General features: G+C 66.1%; 23 protein-coding genes and 3 tRNA genes. 9 read left to right on the top strand and 17 right to left on the bottom strand.

The window, feature by feature from the left end:
• Positions 1 to 184: 184 nt before the first annotated feature.
• Positions 185 to 673: an SRPBCC family protein gene (locus ACE191_RS03215; RefSeq protein ID WP_400190740.1), complete on the top strand. Its 489-nt coding sequence runs from the start codon at positions 185 to 187 to the stop codon at positions 671 to 673.
• Positions 674 to 767: 94 nt separating this feature from the next.
• Here the strand turns inward: ACE191_RS03215 and ACE191_RS03210 are convergent, their stop codons facing one another.
• Complete coding sequence (locus ACE191_RS03210; RefSeq protein WP_400190739.1) at positions 768 to 1,979, bottom strand: SDR family oxidoreductase; 1,212 nt, start codon at positions 1,977 to 1,979, stop codon at positions 768 to 770.
• 176 nt (positions 1,980 to 2,155) lie between these two features.
• Here ACE191_RS03210 and ACE191_RS03205 point away from each other — a divergent pair, with 176 nt between their 5' ends.
• From ACE191_RS03205 to ACE191_RS03185, 5 genes are all read left to right on the top strand, one after another.
• Positions 2,156 to 2,941 carry a S1/P1 nuclease gene (locus tag ACE191_RS03205; RefSeq protein WP_400190738.1) on the top strand — a complete coding sequence of 262 codons (786 nt, stop codon included), beginning with the start codon at positions 2,156 to 2,158 and terminating at the stop codon, positions 2,939 to 2,941.
• 66 nt (positions 2,942 to 3,007) lie between these two features.
• Positions 3,008 to 3,442 carry a hypothetical protein gene (locus tag ACE191_RS03200; RefSeq protein ID WP_400190737.1) on the top strand — a complete coding sequence of 145 codons (435 nt, stop codon included), beginning with the start codon at positions 3,008 to 3,010 and terminating at the stop codon, positions 3,440 to 3,442.
• A 36-nt stretch (positions 3,443 to 3,478) separates the two neighbouring features.
• Positions 3,479 to 4,189 carry a 16S rRNA (uracil(1498)-N(3))-methyltransferase gene (locus ACE191_RS03195; protein ID WP_400190736.1) on the top strand — a complete coding sequence of 237 codons (711 nt, stop codon included), beginning with the start codon at positions 3,479 to 3,481 and terminating at the stop codon, positions 4,187 to 4,189.
• Between the two features lie 567 nt (positions 4,190 to 4,756).
• Complete coding sequence (locus ACE191_RS03190) at positions 4,757 to 5,341, top strand: helix-turn-helix transcriptional regulator (RefSeq protein ID WP_400190735.1); 585 nt, start codon at positions 4,757 to 4,759, stop codon at positions 5,339 to 5,341.
• A gap of 134 nt (positions 5,342 to 5,475) precedes the next feature.
• Positions 5,476 to 6,138: a DUF4159 domain-containing protein gene (locus tag ACE191_RS03185; RefSeq protein WP_400190734.1), complete on the top strand. Its 663-nt coding sequence runs from the start codon at positions 5,476 to 5,478 to the stop codon at positions 6,136 to 6,138.
• Between the two features lie 193 nt (positions 6,139 to 6,331).
• Here the strand turns inward: ACE191_RS03185 and ACE191_RS03180 are convergent, their stop codons facing one another.
• The 7 genes from ACE191_RS03180 to ACE191_RS03150 all read right to left on the bottom strand — a co-directional run bounded on the left by ACE191_RS03180 (position 6,332) and on the right by ACE191_RS03150 (position 11,682).
• The gene (locus ACE191_RS03180) at positions 6,332 to 6,946 is read right to left on the bottom strand and encodes a hypothetical protein (protein ID WP_400190733.1); all 615 of its coding nucleotides are present in this window, start codon (positions 6,944 to 6,946) and stop codon (positions 6,332 to 6,334) included.
• Positions 6,947 to 6,984: 38 nt separating this feature from the next.
• Positions 6,985 to 7,881: a methylated-DNA--[protein]-cysteine S-methyltransferase gene (locus tag ACE191_RS03175; RefSeq protein ID WP_400190732.1), complete on the bottom strand. Its 897-nt coding sequence runs from the start codon at positions 7,879 to 7,881 to the stop codon at positions 6,985 to 6,987.
• Between the two features lie 72 nt (positions 7,882 to 7,953).
• Entirely contained in the window at positions 7,954 to 9,117 is a 1,164-nt protein-coding gene (locus ACE191_RS03170) for a hypothetical protein (RefSeq protein WP_400190731.1), read from the bottom strand.
• 27 nt (positions 9,118 to 9,144) lie between these two features.
• The gene (locus ACE191_RS03165) at positions 9,145 to 9,702 is read right to left on the bottom strand and encodes a 1-acyl-sn-glycerol-3-phosphate acyltransferase (RefSeq protein WP_400190730.1); all 558 of its coding nucleotides are present in this window, start codon (positions 9,700 to 9,702) and stop codon (positions 9,145 to 9,147) included.
• Positions 9,703 to 9,736: 34 nt separating this feature from the next.
• Positions 9,737 to 10,549: a patatin-like phospholipase family protein gene (locus ACE191_RS03160; protein ID WP_400190729.1), complete on the bottom strand. Its 813-nt coding sequence runs from the start codon at positions 10,547 to 10,549 to the stop codon at positions 9,737 to 9,739.
• Positions 10,550 to 10,557: 8 nt separating this feature from the next.
• Positions 10,558 to 11,406: an MBL fold metallo-hydrolase gene (locus tag ACE191_RS03155; RefSeq protein WP_400190728.1), complete on the bottom strand. Its 849-nt coding sequence runs from the start codon at positions 11,404 to 11,406 to the stop codon at positions 10,558 to 10,560.
• A 69-nt stretch (positions 11,407 to 11,475) separates the two neighbouring features.
• A complete protein-coding gene (locus tag ACE191_RS03150; protein WP_400190727.1) occupies positions 11,476 to 11,682 on the bottom strand; it encodes a hypothetical protein in 207 nt (68 codons plus the stop codon).
• 341 nt (positions 11,683 to 12,023) lie between these two features.
• On the opposite strand from ACE191_RS03150, the gene ACE191_RS03145 reads away from it, so the two are divergent.
• Positions 12,024 to 12,275, top strand: a complete 252-nt coding sequence (locus ACE191_RS03145; protein WP_400190726.1) for a hypothetical protein — start codon at positions 12,024 to 12,026, stop codon at positions 12,273 to 12,275.
• A gap of 101 nt (positions 12,276 to 12,376) precedes the next feature.
• Here the strand turns inward: ACE191_RS03145 and ACE191_RS03140 are convergent.
• The 3 genes from ACE191_RS03140 to ACE191_RS03130 all read right to left on the bottom strand — a co-directional run bounded on the left by ACE191_RS03140 (position 12,377) and on the right by ACE191_RS03130 (position 13,092).
• Positions 12,377 to 12,450: transfer RNA gene (locus tag ACE191_RS03140), tRNA-Asp, on the bottom strand.
• 247 nt (positions 12,451 to 12,697) lie between these two features.
• Positions 12,698 to 12,771, bottom strand: a tRNA-Asp gene (locus ACE191_RS03135).
• Between the two features lie 247 nt (positions 12,772 to 13,018).
• Positions 13,019 to 13,092 (bottom strand) — tRNA-Asp (locus ACE191_RS03130).
• Between the two features lie 263 nt (positions 13,093 to 13,355).
• On the opposite strand from ACE191_RS03130, the gene ACE191_RS03125 reads away from it, so the two are divergent.
• Complete coding sequence (locus tag ACE191_RS03125; RefSeq protein WP_400190725.1) at positions 13,356 to 14,306, top strand: acetyl-CoA carboxylase carboxyltransferase subunit alpha; 951 nt, start codon at positions 13,356 to 13,358, stop codon at positions 14,304 to 14,306.
• A gap of 153 nt (positions 14,307 to 14,459) precedes the next feature.
• Here the strand turns inward: ACE191_RS03125 and ACE191_RS03120 are convergent, their stop codons facing one another.
• Together ACE191_RS03120 and ACE191_RS03115 are read right to left on the bottom strand one after the other, a co-directional pair.
• Positions 14,460 to 15,425, bottom strand: a complete 966-nt coding sequence (locus tag ACE191_RS03120) for an ADP-ribosylglycohydrolase family protein (protein WP_400190724.1) — start codon at positions 15,423 to 15,425, stop codon at positions 14,460 to 14,462.
• A gap of 94 nt (positions 15,426 to 15,519) precedes the next feature.
• Complete coding sequence (locus tag ACE191_RS03115) at positions 15,520 to 21,594, bottom strand: carboxypeptidase-like regulatory domain-containing protein (RefSeq protein WP_400190723.1); 6,075 nt, start codon at positions 21,592 to 21,594, stop codon at positions 15,520 to 15,522.
• A gap of 441 nt (positions 21,595 to 22,035) precedes the next feature.
• On the opposite strand from ACE191_RS03115, the gene ACE191_RS03110 reads away from it, so the two are divergent.
• Positions 22,036 to 22,287 carry a hypothetical protein gene (locus tag ACE191_RS03110; RefSeq protein WP_400190722.1) on the top strand — a complete coding sequence of 84 codons (252 nt, stop codon included), beginning with the start codon at positions 22,036 to 22,038 and terminating at the stop codon, positions 22,285 to 22,287.
• Positions 22,288 to 22,398: 111 nt separating this feature from the next.
• On the opposite strand, the gene ACE191_RS03105 is transcribed toward ACE191_RS03110, so the two are convergent.
• Genes ACE191_RS03105 through ACE191_RS03090 form a run of 4 tightly spaced genes read right to left on the bottom strand, consistent with a single transcriptional unit; the run spans position 22,399 to position 25,908 of the window.
• Positions 22,399 to 23,046 carry a hypothetical protein gene (locus ACE191_RS03105; protein ID WP_400190721.1) on the bottom strand — a complete coding sequence of 216 codons (648 nt, stop codon included), beginning with the start codon at positions 23,044 to 23,046 and terminating at the stop codon, positions 22,399 to 22,401.
• A gap of 37 nt (positions 23,047 to 23,083) precedes the next feature.
• The gene (locus tag ACE191_RS03100; RefSeq protein ID WP_400190720.1) at positions 23,084 to 24,457 is read right to left on the bottom strand and encodes a tyrosine-type recombinase/integrase; all 1,374 of its coding nucleotides are present in this window, start codon (positions 24,455 to 24,457) and stop codon (positions 23,084 to 23,086) included.
• A 1-nt stretch (position 24,458) separates the two neighbouring features.
• A complete protein-coding gene (locus ACE191_RS03095) occupies positions 24,459 to 24,968 on the bottom strand; it encodes a DUF4236 domain-containing protein (protein ID WP_400190719.1) in 510 nt (169 codons plus the stop codon).
• A gap of 16 nt (positions 24,969 to 24,984) precedes the next feature.
• Positions 24,985 to 25,908 (bottom strand): helix-turn-helix transcriptional regulator, encoded by a 924-nt coding sequence (locus ACE191_RS03090; protein WP_400190718.1) that lies wholly within the window; start codon positions 25,906 to 25,908, stop codon positions 24,985 to 24,987.
• Between the last annotated feature and the right edge of the window lie 53 nt (positions 25,909 to 25,961).

Raw genomic sequence — 25,961 nt, 5'->3', positions numbered from 1 at the left:
TCGGAGTTAACCCGATAAAAAAGCCCCGCCGGCAGCTGCCGGCGGGGCTTTTTGTTTTTTAAGCCTTGCTTTTTCTGGCGGACTTCACCTGCCCGGCTCACATCATCGTGCGGTTGTAGCCCGCCGCTCGGGCCCGCACCTTTGCCTCGGCCCCGGCAATTCTCCCCTGCGGCGCCCCCGAGCTATGAACCCTACCAGTACCGGCCGCGCGGTGGTTTCCGTGGAGCGGCGCATTACCATTCAGCGGCCCTGCGCGCGGGTGTTTGCCTACGCCGCCGACCTGCGCAACGACGCGAGCTGGCGCCGGGAAGTGCACCAGACCCTGCTCGACGCGCCGCAGCCCGCCCTCGGCGCCGTGGCCACCGAAGACGCCTACCTCTCGGCCCAGCGCCCCCACTCGCTCACCCGGCTGCAGTACGCTGCCTACGAGCCCGACCGCTACGTGCGCTGCACCACTGCCCCCGACAGCCCCCACTGGATGAGCCTGGAGCGCACGTTCCGCTCCCTGGGACCCGGGACTACGGAGTTTGTCTACGCGCTGGGCTTCGAGCAAAAGCTGGTGCAGCAGGCCCTGGGCTTTGCGCCGCCCCGCTGGTTTCTGCGCTGGTACACCGGCTGGATGATGGGCCGCTACCAGCGCCGGCTGCAACAGCTGCTCGAAGCAGAGGCTTAATCCGCTCGCGTAGCTTCACTGTCAGTAAGCCCAAAAAGCCCCGTCAACGCTGGTTGACGGGGCTTTTTGGGCTGATTCGGGATTCACGGCAGGCTCAAGGCAGGTCGAAGTGCCGGGCCTGGGAGTTGTAGTCGGGCCGCTGGGCGTAGTCGGGCGCGGCCTCGACGCCCCCCGAGGAGTAGGTGCGGGCCGAGCCGCCGTAGCTGCCCGAGGCCGCGCCGCCGGCAGTGCGGCCGTTGCCCACGCCGCCTTCGCCCCGACCGTTGCCGGCGCCCGCGCTGCCCCCACCGTTAGCCCCTTTGGCCTTGCTCAGCCAGGTGGCCAGGGCCAGGCCGGCGCCCACGGCCAGGGCCGTTTTCAGCACCGGGCTCTTGGAGGTAACGGCCTCGGTGTAGTAGCTGGTTTCGCGGGTGTGACCGGGGTAGTTGCCGCGCTCTTCCAGCGCGCCCATGGGCCGGTCGAGGCCGTTCTGGCTCAGGGGGCGCGGCGGGTAGTCGGCTTTTTCCTGCTTCACAAACGCGGTTTCCATGAACTTGTCGAGCAGGCCGGGCGTCCAGTGCTCCATGCCGATGAAGGCGCGGCCGCCGCCGCCCACCACCACGCTGCGCTCGTGGGTGGCGCAGCAGTGCAGAATGGCCTTGGCCACGGTTTCGGGGGCGTAAGCGGGCGGGGCGTGCTTGGCCTCGCGCTCCATGTAGTTTTTGGCGTGCACGGTGTAGGGCGTATCAATGGCGGCGGGCTGAATGAGCGTCACCGACACCGGGGCGCCGTCCATTTCCAGCTCCATGCGCAGGCCGTCGGTAAAGCCCTTCACCGCGTGCTTGCTGGCCGAGTAGATGGTTTGCAGGATGGCCGTGAGGTCGGACAGAATGCTGCCCACGTTGATGATGGCCCCGCCGCGCTGCTTCAGGTGCTTGGCCGCTTCCAACGAGCCGTTGACCAGCCCCCAGAAATTCACCTCGAACAGCTGGCGCATGTCCTCGATGGGCGTCTCCTCGACCTTGCCGTAGATGCTCACGCCCGCGTTGTTGACCCAGGTGTCGAAGCCGCCGTAGCGCTGAAACGCGTGCTGGGCAATGCGCCGGGCCGCGTCGGGCTGGCTTACGTCGGCCACCACGTAGGTAGCCTTGCCGCCGGCCTGCTCGATTTCGGCGCAGAGCTGGCGCAGGGCGTCTTCGGAGCGGGCGGCCAGCACCAGCTTGGCGCCCTTCCGGGCGGCCATGCGCGCCGTCACCAGCCCGATGCCGCTGGAGGCGCCGGTGATGACGATAACCTGATCCTGGAGTTTTTTGAGGTGTAGTGCCATTGGTTGTGCGTGGGTTTGGAATGAATGAGCGAAGCCCCTCATACGTTTTTGCGGGCCCCAAGGCTGCATTCTTCGGCTTTTCCGGGGCCAGAACTTGCGGCCCGCCCGGCTGTTCGCCTACTTGCGCGCCCATTGGCCCCGAAGCGTTTTCGGCGGCCGGCAGGGCCTTTCCCGCCATGACTTCCATTTTCTTCCGTTTCCTGCTCGCGCTGCTGCTTTGCCCCCACCTGCTGTGGGCCTGGGGCGCCGAGGGCCACCGCACCGTGGCCCAGATTGCCGAGCGCCACCTCTCCCGCAAAGCCCAGCGCCAGGTAAAGGAGCTGCTCGGCACCGAAACCCTGGCCGACGTCTCGGCCTGGGCCGACGACGTGCGCAACACCCCCGAGTACAAGGCCACCGGCCCCTGGCACTTCGTCAACCAGCCGCTGGGCCTCGACTTTCCCGCCTTCACCCAGCAGCTTAAGGCCCAGACCGAGCCCAATGCCTACCAGGCCCTGCAGGACAACCTGCGCATTCTGGCCGACAAAAAGCTGCCCCGCGAGCAGCGCAGCGTGGCCCTCAAGTTCGTGGTGCACATCGTGGGCGACATTCACCAGCCCATGCACATCAGCCGGGCCGAGGACAAGGGCGGCAACACCATTCAGCTGCAGTTTCAGGGCAAGGGCACCAACCTGCACCGTCTCTGGGACAGCGGCCTGCTTCAGGCCCAGGGCCTGACCTACCTGCAGATGGCCGCCAACTACGGCCAGCCCGGTAAGCGCCAGGCCAAGATCTGGCGCCGCGACAGCATGGAGCAGTGGCTGTTCCAATCCTACCAGCTCAGCACCCAGCTCTACGCCGAAGCCCCCACCGGCACCACCCTCGACGAAACTTACTTCACTACCCACATCGAGCAGGTGCGCCAGCGCCTGGCCCAGGCCGGCATCCGCCTGGCCGAGGTGCTGAATAAGTCGCTGGGGTAAGGAGCAGCGTCGCTACAAGTCACTTATAGCGGCACTGCTTCTACTGCTCATCAGCCGTTGGGAATTATGACATGCACTGCCGAAGAGTCTTTAGCAGCAGCTAACGCACTATGTCAATCCATCCTGCTTAACTCCTACGTGGAGAGTTATGGCGTTTCGCACCAGGTGCCATTTATCGAGTTTCGCCAGGATGGTAAGCCAGACGCATGGCTCAGCATTGATACTCGGTTGTCTCTTGGGCCCTATGAGAACCCTCAAGGCATGACGACCGACGAATTGGTTCTTCTCTACATGCACCAGATCAATTTGCAGCGTGTAACGGCGGTGGGCTGTTCCGCTCAGGCTGATTTACAACTGCAATTCGAAAACGGCTTGATGCTCACTCTCCACGGCGACGCTGCCGATACGGTTGAGCCCTGGCAACTAAGTTCAGGACTTCCAACGAATGAGGGCGGCCGGCTTATTATCGCGCTTTCCGGTGGCGGCTACGCTATTTGGTAGGTGCTCCCTCATCGGTCCTGCTGTACTTTAGCCCCTATGCCCCACACCTTCTACGCCCCCGACCTTAGCGGCCTCTCGTACACCCTGCCCGAAGACGAAAGCAAGCATGCCATTCGGGTACTGCGCCTGCGCCAGGGCGACGCGGTGGAGCTGCTCGACGGCCGCGGCGGCGTGTTCCGGGCTGAGGTGGCCGAGCCCGAGGCCAAGCGCTGCCAGCTGCGCGTGGTGGGCGAGCAGCAACTCGCCCGCCGCCCCTACTTCGTGCACGTGGCCGTGGCCCCCACCAAAAACCTCGACCGCATGGAGTGGCTGGTGGAAAAGGCCACCGAAATCGGCATCGACCGACTCTCGTTTCTGCGCTGTGCCCGCTCCGAGCGCCGCGACCTGAAGCTGGAGCGCCTTGAGCGAATAGCCGTCAGCGCCCTCAAGCAGTCGGGCCAGGCCTGGCTGCCCCAACTCGACGAGCTGACGGACTTCGCCGCCTTCGTGCGCGAGCTGGCCCCGGCCACCGCCTTCATTGCTCATTTGGCCGAGGGCGAGCGAACCGACCTGGCCCGGCTGGCCGCCCAGGCCGCCAGCTGCTGCGTGCTCATCGGCCCCGAGGGCGACTTCACCCCCGACGAAATCAGCCTGGCCCTGGGCCGCGGCATCCGGCCCGTGACCCTGGGCGCCTCGCGCCTGCGCACCGAAACCGCCGCCCTGGCTGCCTGCCACACCGTGCACGTAGCCCACGAGCTGGCGCGCTAGCGCAGTTCAGCCGCTTCCCGCCCGCCGTCATCCCGAGCCAGAGATGAACCGCCGGTCGACGCAGCCAAAGGCCCCACCCCGCTGGAGCGGCTCGTTGTATTGCCCGTCACTCTGAGTGCAGCGAAGGACCTTGCCACCGATGAACGACCAGTTCTGACGCGCCAAGGTCCTTCGCGTTGCTCAGGATGACGGGTTGGCTGGCATGGTTCCTACTTAGTAAGGTCCTTCGGCTGTGCCGTACGTCAGGCTAAGGCTGGCAGGGTCCGCAACGACTCGTTCACGTGGGGGCAAGCTCCTTTGCCTGCGGCTCAGGATGACAGACGACGAACAGCGGTTAAGGCTCTATCCGCAGACCTTGGCCGGCAGCTGAACTGACTCGAAAGTCTGAAATCAACTCGCGCTGGCAGCCCCAACCAACATCTGCGCCGACTGAAACGAATTTCAGTTTTCGCCAGAATTTGTTTCACCCCCTGAAACAAATTCTCGGGCTTACCCAGATTTGTTTCAGTACCCGAAATGAATTCCGCATATTAGGCCTATCCAGTTCAGCTATCGAAGTCACTGCCCATGGGCCGTCGTTCGTTTTATAATGGGTCGTCGTCGGGTGAGGTGCGGCGCTACTTTGGGCTCACGCAGGAGGCGCTGAGCGAGTACCTGGGGCTGAGCCGCGCCACGCTGGCCAACGTTGAAGCCGGGCGCCGCTTCATGAGCGGCCAGGCCCTGAGCTACCTGCGGCCCCTGCGGCAGCTGGTGCCCGATGGATGGTACCCCCCGTATCCGCCGCCGACCGAGCCGCCCCCCGCGGCCCCCGACGCGAAGATGCTGCGGGCACGCATTGCCGAGTGCCAGCACTTGGCCCGGCAGCTGCGCTGGGAGCTGCAGGGCGTGCACATGCGGCTGGTGGTGGCCCGGCACTGGCAGCAGGCCCTGCCCGCGCTGCTGGCCGCCGAGCCCTTGGCTCCCTCGTCCGAGGACCTGGCCCGCCTGCCCCTGATGCGGGACTGGCTGCGGTACCACGGCGCGCGGGCCGCCGCCGAGCTGGATGGCTACGCGGCCGCCGAGTATCACTTACGCGTGGCCCGCGCCGAAGCCCTCGAAACCGAAGCCGCTGCGTTGCGGCGCCTGCTGCCCGAGGCCCCGCCCGCGCCGTAGTTATCCCCGCTGATGCTGCACGCCCGGCCGGCCCCGACTTTCGGTTCGTGCGGCTTGCGCCGGAACCAACGCGGGCTGTGGCGGGGTTGCCGGGCAGGCGGCCTTTCCGCTTTTTTTGCGTCCCTTTGCCACTTATGATGAAGTCCTTTTTCGCGGCCCTGCTTTTGCTGCTGACCCTGGCCGCGGCGGCCCCGGCGCCCAGCTTCCGCATTGCCCGCCTGCAGTACGGCGGCGGGGGCGACTGGTACGGCAACAAAACCTCGCTGCCCAACCTGATCCGCTTCTGCAACCAGACGCTCAAAACCAACATCGCGCCCGAGGAGGCCGTAGTGGAGCCCGGCTCGCTCGAGCTGCTGCAGTACCCCTTCGTGCACCTCACCGGCCACGGCAACATCAGCTTCAGCGACGCCGAGGCCAAGAACCTGCGCCGCTACCTCAGCGGCGGCGGGTTCCTGCACATCGACGACAACTACGGCCTCGACAAGTTCATCCGGCCCGAGATGAAAAAGGTGTTTCCCGAGCTGGACTTCGTGGAGCTGCCTTTCTCCCACCCCATCTACCACCAGAAATTCGCCTTTCCCAAGGGCCTGCCCAAAACCCACGAGCACGATGGCAAGCGCCCCCAGGGCTTCGGTCTGCTCTATAAGGGCCGCCTGGTGTGCTTCTACACCTACGAGTGCGACCTGGGCAACGGCTGGGAAGACCTGGGCACCTACCCCGGCGACTCGCCCGACAAGCACGAAGCGGCCCTGCGCATGGGCGCCAACCTGCTGGCCTACGCCCTCACTCAGGAGTAGCGTTTCCATCGACCGCAACAGCCAAGCGGCGCGGCTCCCGATGGAGCCGCGCCGCTTGTTTTTATGCCGACTGCTACTGGTTGCTGCGCCTGACTAAGTGGTTATGCACCAATAACCGTAGTCATCTGGTCGTCATGCTGAGCCTGTCGAAGCATGACGTTCTTTTTCTGTAGGCTTACTTTTGATCAACTACTTAAAAGCGGCGCTGCAGCACTTCGGCCAGAATGAAAGCCGTGCGCACGTCGGTGGGGTTGCGCAGGCGGGCGGCCACCTCGGCGGCCGTGGGCGTGGGCGGCGTGCGGTTGGCGGTCTGCCGGCTCCAGAAATCCTCGTGGCCGTGCGCTACCGATACGCGGGGCAGCTCGGAGGCCCGGCGCAGCGTGGGCGGCATGGTTTCCTGGCTGCGGGCCGGGCGCGAATAGGCCGGGGTTTCGAGGCTGCGGGCCGGGCGCGCCGTCGCGGGAGCTTCCAGACTGCGCGCCGGCGTTCGGGGCGCTTCCAGGCTGCGGTCGGCGGGTGCCGTTTCCAGGGAGCGGGCCGGGCGGGCTTCTCGGGCCGGCTTGGGCTCGGCTGCCGGCGCGGGGCCGCGGCGGTTTTGCTCCATCATCTGCTGCAGCAGCTCGTCGAAGGAGGGGGCGCCGGGCGGGCGCACGGGGCGCATGGCCTCGGGGCGCACCTGGTCGGGCCGGGCCAGGCCGCGCTCCTGGGCTTCGCGCCGGGCCGTTTCGCGGGCCTTCACCACCAGGCGCACCACGAACACAATCAGCCCGAGAGCAATGAAAAGCAGGGTCTGGAGTTTTTCGGGCATGGCAGCGGCAGCCCGGGTGCTGGCGGGCCGCGGTCAATCTACGCAAGTTGCGCGGCTTGGCGCTCGGCCCGGGCCATTTCCCAGCCGATCAGGGCTTTTTTGGTAACCGAGCCCCAACGGTACTCGCCCAGCACCCCCTCCTTGCGGATGACGCGGTGGCAGGGAATGAGGTAGGCCACGGGGTTGGCCCCCACCGCCGAGCCCACCGCCTGCAGGGCCCGGGGCTGGCCGATGGCGGTAGCCACGCGTTGGTAGCTCACCAGCTCGCCGGCCGGAATGCGCAGCAGCGCCTCCCACACTTTCAGCTGAAAGTTGGTGCCGCGCACCAGCAAATGCAGGGGCTGGTCGCCGGGGCGGGGAGCAAAGGCCCGGGCCAGCAGCGGCGCCGTGGCCGCGGGCGCGGGCTCGATGAGGGCCTGGGGCCAGGCCCGGCGCAGGTCGTCCAGGGCCAGCTGCTCCCCACCCTCGCCCAGCAAGGCCAGTCCGCATACTCCCCGCCCGGTAGCGGCCAGCAGCGCCGGGCCGAAGGGCGTGTCGTGCACGCCGTAGCCAATGCGCACGCCCGCCCCGCCGCGGCGAAACTCCTGGGGCGTCACGGCTTCCAGGGTCACAAACAAGTCGTGCAGGCGCGAGGGCGCCGACAAGCCGGCCTCCTCGGCGGCTTCGGCCAGGCTACCCGACTCGGCCAGGCGGGCCTTCAGGAAGTCAGCCGTGAGGTACTGCACGAAGCGCTTGGGACTGATGCCGGCCCATTCACTGAACAGCCGCTGAAAGTGAAACGGGCTCAGGTGCACGGCCGCCGCTACTTCGTCGAGGCCCGGCTGGCGGCGGAAGTTGGCCTCCAGAAAGCGAATGGCGTGGGCCACCCGCTGGTAGTCGGTGAGCAGCTCTGGGGTGGGCAGCGCCGCGGCGGCGGGGAAAAGCGAGGTTTGCATAAAGTAAAGCTACGCGCCCGCCACCCCCGGCTCAACCCGATTCTTGCGGACCTGGGCTGGGCGCACTTTCTCTCAGGGCCGGCTGACTTCCAGGCGAATTTCGGGGTAGGCGGCGCGCAACCCGGTCAGCTGGTCGGCCGGGGCCCCGCGCAGCTGCGCGTCGAAGAAGGCCGTCAGCAGCTGGGCGCTCAGGCGCAGGCCGCGGGCGCCGTCGGCCGGGCCGAAGCGGCTTTGGCGCAGCTTGTCGGGCACCGCCGCGGCCGGCAGCAGCGCTGCATCCTGGAAGTTGCTGTGGTAGAGCCCCGGCAGGCGCACCCGGTAGGCCTGCGCCGAGCGGGCTTTCACCTGCTGCCACACGCCCAGCCGCCGCTTTTCCGAGCGGTCGTCGTCCCAGGCGTCCACCGGCTGGCCCTGCAAGCCGGGCGGCTCGGTGGTCAGGTACAGAATGGGCTGGCGCAGGCCGCCCGTCACTTCGGCGCCGTCGAAGTCGCCGTCGAGGTTGGCCACGGCCACAATGCCGGGGTCGGCCAGGGCCGCGCCCACCGTAGCGGCGCCGCCAATGGAGTGACCCAGCGCCCCCACCCGGCTCAGCGCCAGGCGCCCCCGCAGTGGGCTGTCAGGGTTTTGCTGCAGCTGGCCGAGCTGCCGGCGCACGAAGCCAAAATCGGCGGCAAGCACGCGGTGGTCGTGGCTGCCGGTGCCTTCGACCAGCTGCCCGGCCGAGTTCTGCACCACGCCCGCAAACTGCGGCGGCGCCCAGGCCACCACCACGTAGCCCTGGCTGGCCAGCTCTTCGAGCAGGGTACTGTAGTCGGTGGGCAGCCAGTGCAGGCCGGGCGCAAACAGCAGCACCGGCAGCGGCTCGGCGGTAGCGGCTACGGGCGCCTCGGTCCGGGCGGAGGTGCGCAGGTTCAGCAAAGCCGTGGCGGCCGCCAGACCCAGGCGGCGGGCTACCAGCTCGCGGTAGCGTGCTGCCCAGGCCGGCCGGGGCAGCACGCTGTCGGCCGGGGCGGCGGCGGTTTTGGCAGTAGGGTAATACACCCACACCGGCAACTCGCGGCCGCGGGCCGCATCGGTCCAGTAGCCGAAGGTGCGGCCCACGCCAAAACTACCGGTGGGCGTGGGCAAACTCAGCGCGGGCACGGGCAGCTCGGCGCCCGGCGGCGGGCCGGCCGTGCCGCAGGCCGTGGAACCCACGAGCAGGCTTCCGCACAGCAGCAGTACGAAACGATTCATAGCGGCGGACGGCAGGTGAAACCGGAATCAGCGGATGCCCTTTTCGGGGAACTTGCCCTTCTTGGTGCGGTAGAAAGCCTTGATGCGCTCCTCGTCGGCCTCGTAGTCGCCGGTGGGATATACGGCGGGCCCTACGCCGGCTTCCTTGTTGGCGTAGTCGAGGTAGCCGAGCAGAATGGGCACCTGGGCGGCCTGGGCGGCAAAGTAGTAGCCCCGGCGCCAGCGTGGCTGGTACTTGCGGGTGCCCTCGGGGGTGATGAGAATGATCAGGTCGGGGTGCTGCTGAAACAGGTCGCGCATGGCCTCAACCATGCTGTTGTTTTTGCTGCGGTCGATGGGCAACGCGCCCAAGCTCATCATCAGCTTGCCGAGCAGGGGAATTTCCGTCCACTCCTTTTTCACGGTGAAGCGCACGTTGCGGCGCATCAGGAAAAAGGCGGCCCGGGCGTGCATGAAGTCCCAGTTGCTGGTGTGCGGGGCGGCAATCATCATGGCCTGCCGGATGTCGGGCGGGATGCTGGAGGCCAGGCGCCAGCCGACGAGCTTAAACCAAAACTTCGAAAACGCCAGCCAGAAGCCGTTCATACGCGCGGGAAAGAGGTCGGAGGAAAGCCCAAAATTAGCCAAAATCCGCCGCCGGGGCGGGTTTTTCCAGCAAATCCCGCAGCGCGGCGGCCCGGCTCAGAGTGTAGCGGTAGCCAATGTCGAACAGCTCGGCGGCGTGGCGCAGGTCCATCACGCTGAAGCGGCGCAGCTCGGGGGGCTGCAGCACCAGCTCGCAGCGGGCCAGCCGTGCTACCACGTTGGTGCCGATAGCCAGGAAAAACGTGCGCTCGGCCACGTGGCGCAGGCTGGTGATGGGTGCTTCGGGGTTGAGCACGTTGGTGTGCACGCCCACCACCGCTACCCCGGGCCGACTGAGCAGCGGCTCCACGGGCAGGTTGTTGAGCAGGCCGCCGTCCACCAGCACCCGTCCCTGGTACTCCACCGGCTGAAACAGTACCGGCACGGCCGAGGTAGCCAGCAGCGCGGGCGTGAGCGGCCCCTCGTCGAAGTACACGGTTTCGCCCGCCGCGAGGTCGGTGGCGGCCAGCGTTACGGGCAGGCGCAGGTCGGCAAAGGTCTGGTTGCCGGGCAGGTGGGCCGCAATCAGCCGCTCGAGCATGGACACGCGCACCAGGCCGCGCCCGAAGGCCGGCCGCAGCAGGCGCAGAAAGCGGGTGTCGGTGAGCAGGCGCAGCACCTCGCGGGGCGGAATACCGGCCGCGTAGAACACCGCCGCCAGTCCGCCCGAACTCACGCCCGAGAGGCGGGCAATGGGCAGTTGCAGCTCGTCGAGGGCCTCGAGCACGCCCAGGTGGGCAATGCCGCGGGCCGCCCCGCCCGACAAGGCCAGGCCCAGGCCGCGCAGGGGCGTAAAACCAGCTTCCACCGTGCAGCTTATAAGTCGGTGAGGCGCAGGGTCTGGGCCAGGCGCACGCCGCGCTCGGTTTGCTCCACGGTGCAGGCTTCCACCTGGGCGTCGTGCTCGAACACCAGCACCCAGTTTTCGGCCGCGGCGCGGGCCAGCAGCTGCTCTTTCTCGCTCAGGGTCTGCAGGGGGCGCACGTCGTAGCTCATCACGTAGGGCAAGGGCAGGTGACCGGCCGAGGGAATCAGGTCGGCGCAGAATACCAGCGTGCGGCCCCGGTAGTCGAGCACCGGCAGCATCATCTGCTCGGTGTGGCCGTCCACGAAACGCAGCTCGTGCAGCATGGGCAGCGTGTCGGCCAGCCCGGCTGCGGGGTCGAGGAAGCGCAGCTGCCCGCTTTCCTGCAGGGGCAGAATGTTTTCCTGCAAAAAGGAGGCCTTCTCGCGGGCATTGGGCTGCACGGCCCAATCCCAGTGGGCTTGGTTCGACCAATAGGTAGCCTGCGGAAAAGCCGGCTCCAGGCGGTCCTCGCCCGTGCGCCGCACCGCCCCGCCGCAGTGGTCGAAGTGCAGGTGGGTAAGCAGCACGTCGGTTACGTCGGCCGGGCCGAAGCCCAGGCGGTACAGCGAATCCGTGAGCGTATCGTCGCCGTGCAGGTAGAAGTGCCCGCGAAACTTGGCGTCCTGCTTGTCACCAATGCCCGTGTCGACCAGCACCAGGCGGTTGCCGTCCTCGATGAGCAGGCAGCGCAGGGCCCAGGTGCACATGTTGTTGGCGTCGGCGGGGTTGAGCTTGTTCCACAGCGACTTGGGCACCACGCCAAACATGGCGCCGCCGTCGAGCTTGAACAAACCGGTATCGAGGGAATAGACGTTCATGGCCGCAAGATGCGCAAACGGCCGAATCTGCCCCATTCCTCCCCGGCGGCTACCCGCAATGGGCCGGGCCTAGTGGAAATACCGCCAGATGCCCCGGTGGGCATTGCCGGCCCCTTTGTAGCGCTTGAAGCTGGGGCGGGGCGTGTAGGCGCGGTGCTTGGTTTTGGCGCGCACGCTACGGGGCATGGGCCGGGCCTCCACTTGGGCGAGGTCCTGGTGGGTGGAAACGGCTGCCTCAGCAGCGCAGGATAGGCTGTTGCTGAAGACCAACAGCACTGCAGAAAGAAGTACAAATTTGGACATATTCCAGAAAAACTAAAATGCGTTTGCCTTACCAAATTTAAAACAATTTCAAGTCAACAAGCAATATCATGGCAATAAAAATTAACTATTCTAATAAATACAAATAAAACCACATTGAACTATATCCACATCATGATTTCCCTGCACCCGTTGCTTAATCCCCCGGCCGCTCGCCGCGTATACCCCCCTGATACTTGAGCTATTGGCGGTAAGGCGTCCCTTGGCTTTCTCACATCATCATGTGATATCCTAACCGGCAGCAGTTGCGTTACTTGCGGTAGCCCGGCTTCAGGGCTCACCGCACTGCCCGATTCATGGACGATTCATACCTGCTTGCTCTGGGATTTGAGGTATGGGAAAGCGCGCGGCGCTGGCAAACGACCGTGTATATCCACCGCAACGCCGCCCGCGACGGCGCCCGACTCTACATGTCTGTACCGCGCTCGGCCCACACCCAGCCCGACGCCACCGAGCAGCAGCGCCTGGCCGAATCAATCGCGGCCTTCTTTCACCGGCACGGTGGAGCCGTGCCCGCCGCGGCCCCGGTACTCGATATGGTCTGCTGAACCTCCCTCCTACAAACCTACCCGCAACACTTCGTCTACGCCCCCGCAGTTGGGCTGAAAACCGAAAAAGCCCCTCGAGCTTGCGCTTGAGGGGCTTTTTGCGGTCCGGACGGGACTCGAACCCGCGACCTCCGCCGTGACAGGGCGGCATTCTAACCAACTGAACTACCGAACCAGATGCCGACGGGAAAACCAGTTGCTTTCCCTTAGAGCGTTGCAAAGGTAAGGCCCGGCTTCAGATTTACAACCCAAGCTCGACCTTTATACCCCGCCGCAACCACCAAAAACCCGTAGTCCGTTGGCAGTGAAGCTGCTAAACGTCAAACTTTTTTTCCGGGCCGAGCCGGTTGCGGATGCCCCGCCCCCGCAGTTGGGCTGAAAACCGAAAAAGCCCCTCGAGCTTGCGCTTGAGGGGCTTTTTGCGGTCCGGACGGGACTCGAACCCGCGACCTCCGCCGTGACAGGGCGGCATTCTAACCAACTGAACTACCGAACCAGATGCCGACGGGAAAACCAGTTGCTTTCCCTTAGAGCGTTGCAAAGGTAAGGCCCGGCTTCAGATTTACAACCCAAGCTCGACCTTTATACCCCGCCGCAACCACCAAAAACCCGTAGTCCGTTGGCAGTGAAGCTGCTAAACGTCAAACTTTTTTTCCGGGCCGAGCCGGTTGCGGATGCCCCGCCCCCGCAGTTGGGCTGAAAACCGAAAAAGCCCCTCGAGCTTGCGCTTGAGGGGCTTTTTGCGGTCCGGACGGGACTCGAACCCGCGACCTCCGCCGTGACAGGGCGGCATTCTAACCAACTGAACTACCGAACCAGGCTGCAATAGCCGGGGCGTTTCCCCGATTGCGTTGCAAAGGTAGGCGGGCTTTGGGGGCTCCTGCAAGACCCCGGCCAAACTTTTTCCCGAAAAGCAGCCCTTGAAGGCTGTTATAGCTGATTTCCAACCACAAAAATTTTAGCCCGGGTCCGGTAAAAATGCCGGCGCTTGCTTGCGCCCGTTCGCTTACCTTTGCCCTCCTTCATTTCCCACCGTTTAACAAACGACTGCGCGGCGCGCCCCAGCCGCCACGTTAGGCTATGCTCCTGGACTTCGAACAACCCATTGCCGCCCTCGAAGGCAAGCTCCGCGAAATGCAGAAACTGGCGCAGGAAAGCCAGGTCGACGTATCGGAAGCCGTTGAGGCGCTGGAGGCCAAGATTAAGGCCCTTAAAAAGGAAACCTACGCCAACCTCACCCGCTGGCAGCGCGTGCAGCTCTCGCGCCACCCCGACCGCCCCTACACGCTCGACTACATCGAGGGCATTACCCAGAAGTTCATCGAGCTGCACGGCGACCGGACGGTGGCCGACGACAAGGCCATGGTGGGTGGGTTTGCCGAGCTCGACGGCCGCACCGTGATGTTTATCGGTCAGCAGAAAGGCCGTAACACCAAGCAGCGGCAGCTGCGCAACTTCGGCATGCCCAACCCCGAAGGCTACCGCAAGGCGCTGCGGCTGATGAAGCTGGCCGAGAAGTTCGGCAAGCCCATCGTCACGCTCATCGACACGCCCGGCGCCTTCCCCGGCCTGGAGGCTGAAGAGCGCGGCCAGGGCGAGGCCATTGCCCGCAACCTGCGCGAGATGTTCATGCTCAAGGTGCCCGTCATCTGCGTCATCATCGGCGAGGGTGCCTCGGGCGGCGCCCTGGGCATTGCCATTGGCGACCGGGTGCTGATGCTGGAAAACACCTGGTACTCGGTGATTTCGCCCGAGTCGTGCTCGAGCATTCTGTGGCGCTCCTGGAACTACAAGGAGCAGGCCGCCGAAGCCCTCAAGCTCACGGCCACCGACATGCTCAAGGCCGGCCTGGTCGACGGTATCGTGAAGGAGCCCCTGGGCGGCGCCCACACCGACCCGCAGAAAATGATTCAGGCGCTGAAAAAAACCCTGACCAAAACCCTGGACGAACTGGAGGCGGTGCCCGCCGAGGAGCGCATTTCCCAGCGCATCGACAAATTCAGCAAGATGGGCGTGGTGATGGATGCGTAGTCAGTTGTCAGTTGTCAGTTGTCAGTTGTCAGTTGTCAGTTGTCAGTAAGGCGTACTGCCTGCTCTGAGCACGGTTACATACAACGCGCCCAAGAAAAGGGCCCGCTGCTTCCGCAGCGGGCCCTTTTCTTGGGCGCGTTGTGCCAGCAATTTTCAGCTGATAGCTGCCAACGTATTTGCCATGCGGGCGGCCAGCGCCTCGATGTCGGCTCGGCGGGCCAGGGTTTGCCGCCACTCGGGTGGGATGGCGGCTTCGCCGTAGTACAGGCCGGCCAGGCCGCCGGTCACGGCGCCGGTGGTATCGGTGTCGTCGCCCAGGTTCACGGCGGCCAGCACGGTTTCGGCGTAGGTGTCGTGGCGCAGCAGGCACCACAGGGCGGCTTCCAGGGTGTGCAGCACGTAGCCCGAGCTGCCGAGGTCCTGCACCGGCACATCGGGCAGGGCACCGCTAACAATACGTTCGAAGTGGGCGGTTTCGTCGAGCGCGAGGTTCAGCTGCCGCAGCTGGGCTGGGGCATCGGCTACCAGTCGCTCGTAGGCCGCCGGCGGCGGGCAACTGGCCCGCAGGTGTCGTGCCATTTCCAGGTACAGCCAGCAGCCCACGGCCGAGCGCACGTGGCCGTGCGTAATGGCCGACACGTCGTGGATCAGCTGAAACCGGCTGGCCAACGGCCAATCAACTCCGTAGAACGCCAGCGGCAGAATGCGCATCAACGAGCCGTTGCCGTTGCTGTACTCATCGCGGCGGCCCGCCAGCAACAGGGTGGGGTCGGCGTGGAGACGGCCCAGCGCTTCGCGGGTGGTCACGCCGATGTCGAATACCGAGCCGTGGGGCGTCCAGAGGTTGTCGTAGTACCAGCGGCAGCTGTAGTCGGCGGCTAGCTGCAGGGTAAAGCCGTCGGCAATGGCCTGGGCCAGGCAAAACGTGAGCGAGGCATCGTCGGACCAGGTGCCGGCGGGCTGCTGGTGGGTGCCGTAGCCGCGCATGGTTACCACGGGGTCGAGGCTCCGCCGGGCGCGGCTTTCGAACTCCACGGGCACGCCCAGCGCGTCGCCCACGGCCAGGCCCAGCAGGGCGGCGCGGATTTGCGCGGTAAGCAGAGCTGGTTCTTGGGTCATTATTCCGGGGATAAGTTCCGGGCAAGGTCCGCAGCCGGCCCGGCATAAAAAAGCCGCTGCCGCCCGAAGTCGGCTTTTTTATGCCGGGCGGCCCCTACTCCACCTCGCACTGCTTGCTGGCCGAGCGGCCGAACCGGGTGGGGAAGTACATCATTTCGGCCTTGGCCGGGTTCACGGTGTAGCGGCCGCGGTAGCGCGGCTGCAGGGCAATGCGGAAGGTGTGCCGCCCGGCGGGCAGCAGGTCGATGAAAATGCCCGCCTGGTGGCGCAGGTACTCGCGGTGCACCTCGAAAGAATTGCCCAGCGCCTGGTCGCCGTAGGAGCAGCCGGCCGGAATGGGCACTTCCACCAGCACGTAGCGGGCCTCAGCCGCGCTTTCCACCGTTACCACCAGCTCGGCGGGCTGCCCGGCCCGCAGCTTCACCCGGGTACCGGCCTGCCCGGCCAGCGTGGTACTCACGCCGAATGGCGTGGCCCGGGCAGCCGGGACCGGATTCCAGAAAACCTGGTGGGCACTGGCGTACACCGGCAGCGTGCCCTGCTTGCGCAGGCTTACTCCCGCCCCGGTCGGGCTGAGTTGGACCTCGAAGGGAAACTGCGTTACGTGCTGGCTGACGGCGCCGCTCAGCTCTACCCGGGCCGCGGCGGCCGGCAAGCCGGGCGCAAACAGATCGGGGCCGATGGTTTCCAGAATCTGCGCGGCCTCGTAGGTACTGCGCCAGTGGCCGGCGCTGCGCAGCCCCAGCAAATACACGCGCAGGCGGGTGAGCTCGGCCTCGTGCCCGCCGTGCCGGCGCAGTACCCGGTAAGCCAGCAGCGAGCTGCCCACCGCCGAAGCCAGCAGGTGCCGGTAGTACAAGCCCGGGCGTAGGGTATCGTCGTAGCGCACGCCGCCCACGGCCGTGGCCAGCCGGTAGCGCCGCAGGGTATCCAGCTGATAGGGCAGGCGCAGTTGCTGGCGCAGTTCGGTGAGGGCCAGGTAGCGGTCGAGGGGCTGGCGGCCGGATTCCCGGCGGGCCAGGCGGTCGAGGTAGGTGCGGTAATCAACCGGGGTTCCGAGGCGGTGCAGCAGCTGCAGCAGGCGGAGCGGGTCGTCGGGGGTGCCGAAGTAGCGCCGGCCGGCGGGGCCGGGCGCGCCACCCGCGGCCAGGCTGGCATCCAGCTCGCCGAGCAGGTACTGCCCCACTTTGTCGCGCTCGAGGGCCACCCGGAAACCGGCTGCTTCGGCGCTCAGCAGGGCTTCCAGCACGTGCGCGGTAGCCCAGCCGCTACCGGACGACGTGGGCCAGGTACCCCAAAGGCCCTCGGGCCGGCGGCCGCTTTGTAGCTTGCGAATGAGGTAGTTGACCTGCCGCTCGCCCTGGAAGGTCTCGCCGCGCAGCCCGCGGATGCGCTGCTCCAGCAGCAGAGCTTTGAGCTTGGATGCGGCCTGCTCGTTGCAGAGGTAGGCGTAGGCCTGCAGGTGCCTAATCTCCGACAGGATAGCCGGCAGCGGGTCGCTTTCCAGGCGCAGCGTCACCGTTCCCAGCGCCGGGTCGAAGGCCGGCAGCTGCAGCAGGGTGTCGGGGGCGGCCAAGGTCAGGAACGTGCCCACCTGCTCGCGGGTGCCGGCCGGCAGCACCGGAATCGGGCGCTGCTCACCGTCCTGGTAGCCGCTGGCCTGCGTCAGGCCGAAGGTCAGCTGCAGCGAGTCGGCGGCGGGAGCGGTAACCGTCAGCGTGTCGAGGGCTGCGGCCGCCACGCGGTGCTGCCGGCGACGCAGCTCGGCCCCGTTCACGCGAAACGCGGTGGTTACCTGCGCGCTATCGGGCAGGTAGTTGCGAGTCTTGCCGAGCACCTGCACCCGGTCGCCGGCCACCAGGAAGCGCGGCACGGCCAGCTCGGCCAGCAGGGCTTTGAAGGAGCGCAGCCGGCCGGTGGCGCTGCCCGTGCGGCCGCGGTCGTCGGAACCCAGCACGAAGGCATCCCAGCCGGTCACGTCGTCGGGCAGGGTAATGGTGGCGCGGGCGCGGCCCTGGGCGTCGGTCACGAGCGTAGGCTGCCACCAGCCCACGTCGGCAAAGCGGCGGCGCAGCGCCAGGCGCGGGTCGCGGGCCGAGCTGCCGGCAAGCAGATCCGTCGCCTGGGCCAGGCGCTCGGGCGAGTCCGCTTTGGTGGTGATGATGATGACGCCATTGGCGGCCCGGCTGCCGTAAATGCCCGTAGCCAACGCCCCCGTCAGGGTTTGCGCACTGGCAATGGCGGCCGGGTCCAGGTCCTGCACGCGGCCCACGAACGGCAGGCCGTCGACGATAATCAGCGGGGAGCCGGCGCCCGCCCGGGAATTGACCCCGCGGATGCGGATGCCGCCCCCCGGCGCGCCGCCGGTAATCTGCACCCCGGCCACGCGCCCCTGCAGCGCCGCATCGTAACTGACCACGGTTACCGAACCGGTAATGTCTCTTACTGCCCTTCCCCCGTACCCGGTCACCACCACTTCCGACAGCTGCTTGGTGTCGCCGGCCAGCGACACGTTGACGGTAGTGCCGTCGATGGCGCGCTCCACGGCCAGGTAGCCGACCGAGGTAATCATCAGCGCCCGCGCATTGGGCGGCACCGTCAGGGAGTAGCTGCCGTCGGCGTTGGTTGACACCCCGATGGTGGTGCCTTTCACCAGCACCGTAGCGCCGGCCAGGCCCTCCCCGGTTCGGCGGTCAGTAACCTGTCCGCTCAGCGCGACCCAGTGGCCCGGCGCCGTGACGGGGCGCGCCACGTTGATTTCCCGGCGCGCCGGTTGGGCTTCCTCCCGCGCGTGGGCGGCGGCCAGGCGGCGCACCAGCTGCCCGATGCTGCGGCCGCGGGGGCCGGGCGGCTGCCAATCGGTGGCGCGCAGCTGCAGGTACGTTACGCCGTCGGCGCGCACCTCCACCAATTCGGTCGGCAGCCACAGGGAGCTGTCGGCCAGCAGCACGGCTACCCGGTAGCGCCCGGGGGGCAGCGCGTGCACCGTGCCCAGTCCCGGCTGCAGCCGCTGAAAGCCGGGCGCAGCGGGCCGGGTCAGCAGCAGGAAATGTGCCCGCGGCCAGGCATCCGGCTTCGGACGGTCGGGCAGGCGGATTTCCAGCCGCCCCTGACCGGCCGGGGTCTGCTCGGGAACGGTGAGCCGGGGATTCCAGTAGCTGTCGAAGGCGAAACGCAGCGGGGAGTTCCGGCCGTTGCCGCTGGCGGCGCCCGCGGGCCGCAGCGCGGCTTCGGTATGGGCGAAACCGGCCAGCGGAAGCCCGGCCGGAAAGCCGTAGCCGCTGAGGGGGCCAAAAGCCGTGGGCTCGATGCTGCGCAGCTTGAGCAGGCCGGGCTGCACGCTGTAGCGAAACAGCGGCTCGAACACGAACTTGGCTCGCAGCCCGTCGGCTTGGCGCAGCAGCACCGAGTCGGGGCGGAAGGGGCCGGCCAGCCGGGGCCGTCCGTAGGCCGGCTGGGCCAGGGCCTGCAGGCGGTTGCCCTGGCGCAGCAGGGTGCCGATGGGCACGTGGTCGTCGACCATCAGCAGCGAGCGGCTGAGCGTAAACTGCTCCTGGGCCAGAAACACCGGCCGCGACTCCACCGCCAGCTCCTGGCAGCGCTGGTTCACGTCGATGCTGAGCGTGAGCTTGTGCAGGTGGCGCAGGTACACGTCGCGCAGCGTGACCAGGTGCCGGGCCGTGCGGATGCTGACGGTGTGGTAGCCGCTGTCGGCCACGAAGCTGTAGGGGTCCTGCTGGTTCACGTCGCGCACGTACACCGGCACGCCGTCGACATACACCGCAATGGGCGGCCGCACCCGCCCCGAATCAACCACGAACGGGGCTAGCTGCGTGAGCCCGCCCGGCGCCGGGTGGTACTCGTGAAACTGGCCGAACTCGGGATACAGAAACTGGTAGAAGCGCAGCGAGTCGAGCCCCAGGCGGGGTGCCCATTCGCGCCAGCGCAGGGGCTGGTGCCGGGTTTGGTCGGCCGCATTCTCGAACCCGGCCGCCTCCACCCGAAAGCGGCGCAACGACGCCCGCCCCCGCAGGGGCCGCTCGAAACCGGGCAGAGCCGGGGCCGCGGCCTGGTCAAACTTGCTGGTGTAGGCATAGGCCGTCAGGTCGGCCTGGGGCACGGGGCGGCCGGCGCCGTCGGTTACAGTGAAGTTGAGCTGCAGGCGCTGACCGGGGTAGGCCACGGCGGGCATATCGGAATGGATCAGCAGGTTGCGCTGGTGCAACGGCACGTTGTACTCCCGGCTTTGCATCTGCTCGCCCCAGAGGTAGTGCACCGATACGTACCAGGGCTCGGCGGTGCGCGCCGGCAGGGCCAGCTGCCAGTCGGGCCCGGCGTAGCGGCGGTACACGAGGCGGTTGGCGCGGTACACGTAGCACCAGAACCGCAGCCGGCGCGGGTTGTCGATGGCCAGGAAGATGGAGTCGGCGGTGCGCTCGGAGCGCAACGCGAGGCCGGCGTTCTGCTCGTTGAGCTCGAGGCCCGCCCGGCGCCCCAGGGAGTCGCGCAGGGTGTAGTCGGTGGCCCGGGCATCGAGGGGCACGGTGAGCGGCAGCCGCACCGGCGTCGCCCTCGCGGGGCCGGCTTGCAGCTCGCTGCCGCTGGCTACTTCCAGCCGGGCCCGGTGCGGCCGCGACTGGCCCAGGTACAGGTAGCGCAGCTGCACCGAGTCGCCGGCCAGCGTCACCGACAGCTGGCCGGGGTCGTAGCGAAAGGGCACCGTTACCGTCTGGCGGTGCCGCTCGTTGTCGGCGTTCAGAAAGGCCGCGTGCACCTCGTAGCGGAAGTCGGCCGCCGGAAAGCGCGCAGCCGGCACTTCCAGGCGGGTCTCCCCTGCTGCGGCGAGCGGGCCGGCGTGGCGCCAAAGCGTGTCGGGCACGAACAGCTGCCGCCCGGCGAAGGCCCCGGGGGCGCCGACGGGTACCAGGCTGAGCTGTACGCGGGCGTCGGCAAGGTTCAGCTCGTTGGCATCGGTGCCGCGCATGATCAGGGCCTGCGGGGCGCCGCGCCGGTGCTCCGGCTCACCCACGCGCAGGGCGTAGCGCGTGTTTTTCAGCTCGTAGTCGGCCAGGCGAAACTGGCCGCTGGCCAGGGTCATGCCGCGGCGCGTGGCCAGGCGCAGCTGCACGTAGGTATCGGCGCGCAGGCCCAGGGTGTCGGTGAGGGGCAGGGCGTACTGGTAGGTGCCGGGGCGCCGGGGTTTGAGCACGGCCAGCTTTTTATCCTGGCCCGCGCTGCCGCCCAGCCACAGCGTGAGCCGGCGGCGGGCCGGGCGGCCATCGGGGCGGCGCAGCAGGCGAACCTTCAGCTGCAGGGTGTCGGCGCGGGGGCGGTACTGGGGCTTGCTGAAGGCCACGTAGCTGGTCCACTCGCGGCGGCCGCGCCCGGTATTGCGGTAGCCGTTGGCCCGGTCCTGCCGGCGTTCCTCGCGCACGTCCTCGCTGAACACCGAGCGCAGCAGCCCAACCGGCCCGGTAGTCACGTAAGAGGCCTGCCGCAGGTCGCCAACTAAGCGGCGCACCGGGCGGCTGAGGTAGCCCAGCGGGAAGCCGAACAGCACGCGCCGCCCGCCGCGCAGCAGCGCCGCGGACGTTCGCCGCCAGCGGGGAGCCTCGCCGTACTCGTCGCGGGCGTACGGGAAGGTTTGCTTCAGGGCGTGGTAGGTGGTGCGCCCGCGGTAGCTCACGGCCAGCAGGCCCGCGCGCCCGCCCCGGGGGCGGCGGTAGGTTCCGGTTGCGGCGTCGTAGGGCACGCGGCGCCGGGCCAGCGCCACCTGCGCGTCGGGCAGCAGCCGGCCCAGCGAGTCGCGCACGAGCAGGGTCAGGTCGACTTGGTTGTCGAGCACCAGCACCTGCCGGTCGGTTTCGGAGCGGAGCCAGTACACCAGCTCCGGGCCTTCGGTGTGGGCCACAAGGTAGTAGCCGGGCGGCAGCGGGCGCCGCGGGCGGCGGTAGGCGCTGTCGGTGGGAAACGAGTCGACGGGCTGCCGGAAGAACTCGGGACGGGCGCCCCGCAGGTCGTGCTCGTAGAGGTAGCGGGCCTGCTCGTTGGTGAGGCGAAAAACCTTGGTGAGGAAGCTGGTCTGGCGGGCCTGAGCCAGGGGCTGCTGGGCGTGGGCAACGACGGAAAAGAGCACGCCGAGGAGGCCGAGAAGTACAGGTCGGAACATAAGCAACGGTGGAAACGGGCGCGGAGGTCGGCCTGCCCCGGCCGGTGGCCAGCCGGGCGGGAGCAGTCGTTTCCAGTGGATGCGGCCCAGCGGGGCTTTCCACAATAGCCGGCGAAAATTCCCCGGCTTTAGCCGGACCTGCCGAATATTTTTCGGAATAAATTCAGGACAATCAGCCCGGTTATACCGGAATGACTTAGGCCTCCGGCGCCAATTATCGGTTGCCTGGTTACCATCGGCTTCTAAAAATTAAAAAAATGAAGCGCGCCCGCCCTAAGCATTAACCACCTGAACAACAGAGGTTATAATTATTTTTACCGCGGTTTCATGGGCCGGCGGACGGTAGTTCGGGAAATTAATTACCGGGGCCGGGCCGGGAAATGGCACAACATTTTCAGGTGGCAACCCAAGTTTGATCCGTCACCCCCAACATTTTCGCCCATGATCAGGATTCTGCTGCTGTGTTTTGCCCTGCTCGTGGGCACCATTGCCTCGCCGGTTGAAGCGGGCCGCCCCAGTGCCTACGCCCGCGCCAAAATGAAGGGCCGCGTTTTTACTCACCGCCCGGTGTATAAGAAATACAAGGGGGCCAAATTCTCCAAGCGCCAGCGCCGCAGCAAAGCGGGTCACCTGAAGCGCGCCAAAGCCGCTACGCACAGCCTGCGGGCCACCCCGCGCACTACGCGGTTTTAGCCCCGCCGGCGCCCAATAATATTCGGTTTCGCCGCGTTAATAGCATCTTGCTATTCAGCAGGTAAGGACCGGTTTTCAAGTAAATAATAAAGGACCCCGCGGGGTCCTTTATTATTGGCGGCCGGCGTAAAATTCCCGGCGAGTTTGGATGAGCAGCTGCTCCACGGCGCGGCGGTCGGGCTCATCGGGCAGAGGGGAGTCGGCAAAGGCCGCCTCGACCCGCTTCACCAGCTCCTCGGCTTGGCTTACCAGGGCCTCGTACTCGAATTCGCCGCGGCGGATTTGCAGCAGAAACTCGCGGTTGGGGCGCCGCACCAGCAGCTGGCCGTGCAAGGCAATTTCCTCGGCCATCTGCAGCAGCCGGAACACGTGCAGCATGTTCTTGGCGTCGTAGTTTTTGCCGTGCTGCACGGTGTTCTGGTAGCGCTCGGCGTTGCGCCGGGCCACCCAATCCCAGTATTCGCGGTACACGCGGCAGTACGTGCTGTAGCCGTTGCGGTTAAACGACAGGTAGGCCACCGGCTCCTCCCCCTTCGGCACGGCCGAAAGCTGCACGTCGTTGGAAGCCTCGGCGTCGCGCACCAGGCCTCGGTAGCCCAGACCTGCGTCAGCCGAGCGGTCGACGAACAGGGCGTACAAATCGGTCAGGTGGGGCACTTTGGCCAGGCCGCAGCGGGCGGCATCCAGGCCCTGGCGGCCCAGCCACTTTTCCGCCGCCACCGCCCCGGCACCCTGGGTTACGTAGCAGAAATCGAGCACCTACTATAACATTCACGCAACGGTAAGCGGTGATTGCTTAGGAGGCTGCTTTTTTGGGGCTTTCTGCGGGATTTTCCGCCCCGTCGCCAGGCGGTGTTTGCGCGCCCGTGGCGGGGTGTTGTTTTACCTGTGTTTTACCTGACAACGCCTGGTACACCGTGCGCGCCGCCTCGTCGACGGTGTGGGTGTCCAGGTCCTGCAGGTAAATCTGGGTGGTGCGCGTGTTGGTGTGGGCCAGCAACCCACCCACCTGGCGCAGGTCGCCGCCCAGGATGCGCTCCGACAAGGTGGCCAGCGTGCGCCGGGCAACGTGCGAGGTGAGCTTCTTGCCCAGGCTCAGGCTGCCGCTGGCGCGGCCCAAGGCGGCGTTGATGCGCGAGATGGCCAGCCGCGTCTGGTAGAGCTGCTGCTTGGGGTGCAGCCGCTCGAAGTCCGCCGGCAGGTAGGGCAGCACGTAGGCTTCTGGGTCAGGCGGACCGCCGGCCGGGCGCAGGCTGTCGAGCAGGGCGCCCAGCTCGGGCGTTTCCTCCACGTCCTTGATGCGGGTGCCCTTGTCGACGAGGAAGTACACGCGGCCGCCGCGGCGGTCCTTCCACTTCAGGCGCAGGATGGCGCCGATGCGCGAGCCGTGGGCGTAGTACTGCAGGAAGTACACCACGCGGGCCGCGTGCTGGGTGGGGGTCAGCTCGGCCTCGGCCAACACCTCGACCTCCTCCCGGCTCATCCAGACGCGTTTTACTTTGGAGCGGGGAAACTCGTAGAGCGCCATCGGGTCCTTGTCGGGCGTGAGCAGGCCGGCCCGGATGGCGTCGCGGATGAGTGTACGCAGGATGCCCAGCTTTTTGGTGACGGTGTTGGCCTTGTTACCTACCTCGTTGAGCAGGTACTCCTCGTAGGCCTTGATTTTAGTGGCCGTCAGCCGGGGCACGGGCAGCGGCCGGGCGGCCCACTTGGCCATCTCCTCCACCACCTGGCTGCGGTTGTCGATGGTGCCTTGGCTGAGCAGCTGCGCGCCCTTGCCGCGGCGGTGCACGTCGTCGACCTGCACCTGGGCCTGCGCCAGCCGGCGGCGGCAGAACGCAAAGAAGTCGGGGGCCGCGGGGTCCAGGTCGCCGTTGCTCAGCGCCGCTTTCAGCTGGTCGGCCGACCAATCCGGGTACGCCTGTGCCAGCTTCTTGCCGCGGCGCAGCCAGGCGAAGAGTGTGTCGTTGTGGTCGGAGTGGTCGTGGTTGCTGCCCTTGATCCAGTTCTCGCGGTCGGTGGTGGCCTTTGCGTTCCAGTCCTTCGCCTTCACCGCCACGCCCGTGTTGAGGTAGCGCACCACGCGGTTTACGGTGATGCGCAGGCGCACATCGAAGAGGCCGTCGCTGTCGGCCTTGGCGGCCAGGACTATTTTAAATGTGGCGGGCATTTTAATAAATAGCCCCGACGGCCTTTAAGGTGGAATCGGGAATTATTAAATATTCCCGCAATACATACACCTCGCCTTTATCCCGCAACGGCGACTTGGGGTCGTAAGAATTTACGCGGCACCACTTCCCCTCCATTCCTTCCAATTCCAGCGTGTCACCAGTGGATACGGCGCCTACCACGTCGGAATGGGACTCGGTAGAAGCGTATCGCCTGGCGTGTACGCCCTGCCCCTTCACGATAACGGGGTGTTTGTATGGCGGGCGACCATGATCGAAGGCCACCAGCCAAACGATGATTCCAGCGAACACGAGCCCAAGGCCGGCGACCAGCCACAAACAGCCTGCAGCGAGTTTCGACGGCTTGCCCGGCACGCCGTTTGTCTTGCCGCCCCGGTGGTTGATATTGTAGCTGGCCCCGCGGCCGCCAATGGTAGTGCTAAATCCGCTGGGGCTCACATTAATTTTTACCCCCGGCAGAATTTTAAAGCTTTTCCGAAATCGAAACGCCATAATTATTTTTAATTAATTATTTAACAATAGGGAGATTATTTGCGCGCAGCAGTGCCATTACCTGCTCATTTAGCATTTCATATTTGTCTTCGAGCGAATTCACCTTATCACCAAGCGTATCGGTTAGGCTCTCGAAATTATTGGTGATGCGCCACTGCACCTCCCATATCTGCTCTATCTCGTCGAACTCCAGGGTAAATGGTGGATTTAGCTGCCGATTGTCGCTTTCACAGCGCAGGCAGTCGGTGCCATCAAGACTCACACGTTTTATCTGTAGGCCGTTTGGCTTACTTACCACCACATAAACCTTCCTGTCAGCCAGGCTACGGGAGAGGTAGCGCCAGTCGCTTTTCGGAATGAAGCGACACCAGACGTAATCTCGGTTAAGGAACGTGGGCGTCATTGAGTCGCCCACCACAGGGAATACCGTGTGGGTGCTGCCCCGGACCATGTATTTGGGGAAGCTCATCACATCGAGCTGCTCAGGGTGCTCCTGGCTGTTGTAGCCACTCGCGTAGTTGGCGGCCGCTTTGTAGTTGACTACAGGAGCAATGATGGTGTCGCCTTCCTCAGAGCTCACCACTCGGGGCTCGTCAAGGGATTCTGATGCCCGCCGAATCAACTCCTCGTATTTCTGCGCCAGCTCATTATTAGAAAGAGCATCTGCGTGTACGAGCATGTTCCGCAGTTGCACCTCGGGGTCATCCTTCTTCAGCATGCTCCCCTCTCCGAACATCAGCCACTCCCAGCGCACCTGAGGGTACGCCCGGCCGATCTTCTGCAATATCTCGAACCCAGGTTTTACCTGGCGTTCCCCAATGAATCCGGCCAGAGTGCCGGTGGCGATGCCCACAGCCCGCCCAAAAGCCGATTGGTTGCCGTCTGCCAGCGTTTTGATCATTTCTGCAATACGCTGATGCACAGAGCTATCTTCAGGCATTCGATATATTTCTAGATTTTATTCTTCACATCTCTTGACATTCCGTAGAGATA

Origin of the sequence: Hymenobacter sp. B81, assembly GCF_044628455.1 — a bacterium.
In the GTDB taxonomy this organism is placed as follows: domain Bacteria; phylum Bacteroidota; class Bacteroidia; order Cytophagales; family Hymenobacteraceae; genus Solirubrum.
Note: the sequence above shows the minus strand (reverse complement) of the source record. Positions and strands in the feature narration are given on the sequence as shown.

Coding starts and splice junctions, on each gene's coding strand:
- ACE191_RS03110 (WP_400190722.1), top strand. CDS start 22,036: ATGATCAGGATTCTGCTGCTGTGTTTTGCCCTGCTCGTGGGCACCATT.
- ACE191_RS03115 (WP_400190723.1), bottom strand. CDS start 21,594: ATGTTCCGACCTGTACTTCTCGGCCTCCTCGGCGTGCTCTTTTCCGTC.
- ACE191_RS03185 (WP_400190734.1), top strand. CDS start 5,476: ATGATGAAGTCCTTTTTCGCGGCCCTGCTTTTGCTGCTGACCCTGGCC.
- ACE191_RS03095 (WP_400190719.1), bottom strand. CDS start 24,968: ATGGCGTTTCGATTTCGGAAAAGCTTTAAAATTCTGCCGGGGGTAAAA.
- ACE191_RS03190 (WP_400190735.1), top strand. CDS start 4,757: ATGGGCCGTCGTTCGTTTTATAATGGGTCGTCGTCGGGTGAGGTGCGG.
- ACE191_RS03180 (WP_400190733.1), bottom strand. CDS start 6,946: ATGCCCGAAAAACTCCAGACCCTGCTTTTCATTGCTCTCGGGCTGATT.
- ACE191_RS03200 (WP_400190737.1), top strand. CDS start 3,008: ATGACATGCACTGCCGAAGAGTCTTTAGCAGCAGCTAACGCACTATGT.
- ACE191_RS03205 (WP_400190738.1), top strand. CDS start 2,156: ATGACTTCCATTTTCTTCCGTTTCCTGCTCGCGCTGCTGCTTTGCCCC.
- ACE191_RS03100 (WP_400190720.1), bottom strand. CDS start 24,457: ATGCCCGCCACATTTAAAATAGTCCTGGCCGCCAAGGCCGACAGCGAC.
- ACE191_RS03125 (WP_400190725.1), top strand. CDS start 13,356: ATGCTCCTGGACTTCGAACAACCCATTGCCGCCCTCGAAGGCAAGCTC.
- ACE191_RS03195 (WP_400190736.1), top strand. CDS start 3,479: ATGCCCCACACCTTCTACGCCCCCGACCTTAGCGGCCTCTCGTACACC.
- ACE191_RS03120 (WP_400190724.1), bottom strand. CDS start 15,425: ATGACCCAAGAACCAGCTCTGCTTACCGCGCAAATCCGCGCCGCCCTG.
- ACE191_RS03165 (WP_400190730.1), bottom strand. CDS start 9,702: ATGAACGGCTTCTGGCTGGCGTTTTCGAAGTTTTGGTTTAAGCTCGTC.
- ACE191_RS03215 (WP_400190740.1), top strand. CDS start 185: ATGAACCCTACCAGTACCGGCCGCGCGGTGGTTTCCGTGGAGCGGCGC.
- ACE191_RS03175 (WP_400190732.1), bottom strand. CDS start 7,881: ATGCAAACCTCGCTTTTCCCCGCCGCCGCGGCGCTGCCCACCCCAGAG.
- ACE191_RS03170 (WP_400190731.1), bottom strand. CDS start 9,117: ATGAATCGTTTCGTACTGCTGCTGTGCGGAAGCCTGCTCGTGGGTTCC.
- ACE191_RS03145 (WP_400190726.1), top strand. CDS start 12,024: ATGGACGATTCATACCTGCTTGCTCTGGGATTTGAGGTATGGGAAAGC.
- ACE191_RS03210 (WP_400190739.1), bottom strand. CDS start 1,979: ATGGCACTACACCTCAAAAAACTCCAGGATCAGGTTATCGTCATCACC.
- ACE191_RS03155 (WP_400190728.1), bottom strand. CDS start 11,406: ATGAACGTCTATTCCCTCGATACCGGTTTGTTCAAGCTCGACGGCGGC.
- ACE191_RS03090 (WP_400190718.1), bottom strand. CDS start 25,908: ATGCCTGAAGATAGCTCTGTGCATCAGCGTATTGCAGAAATGATCAAA.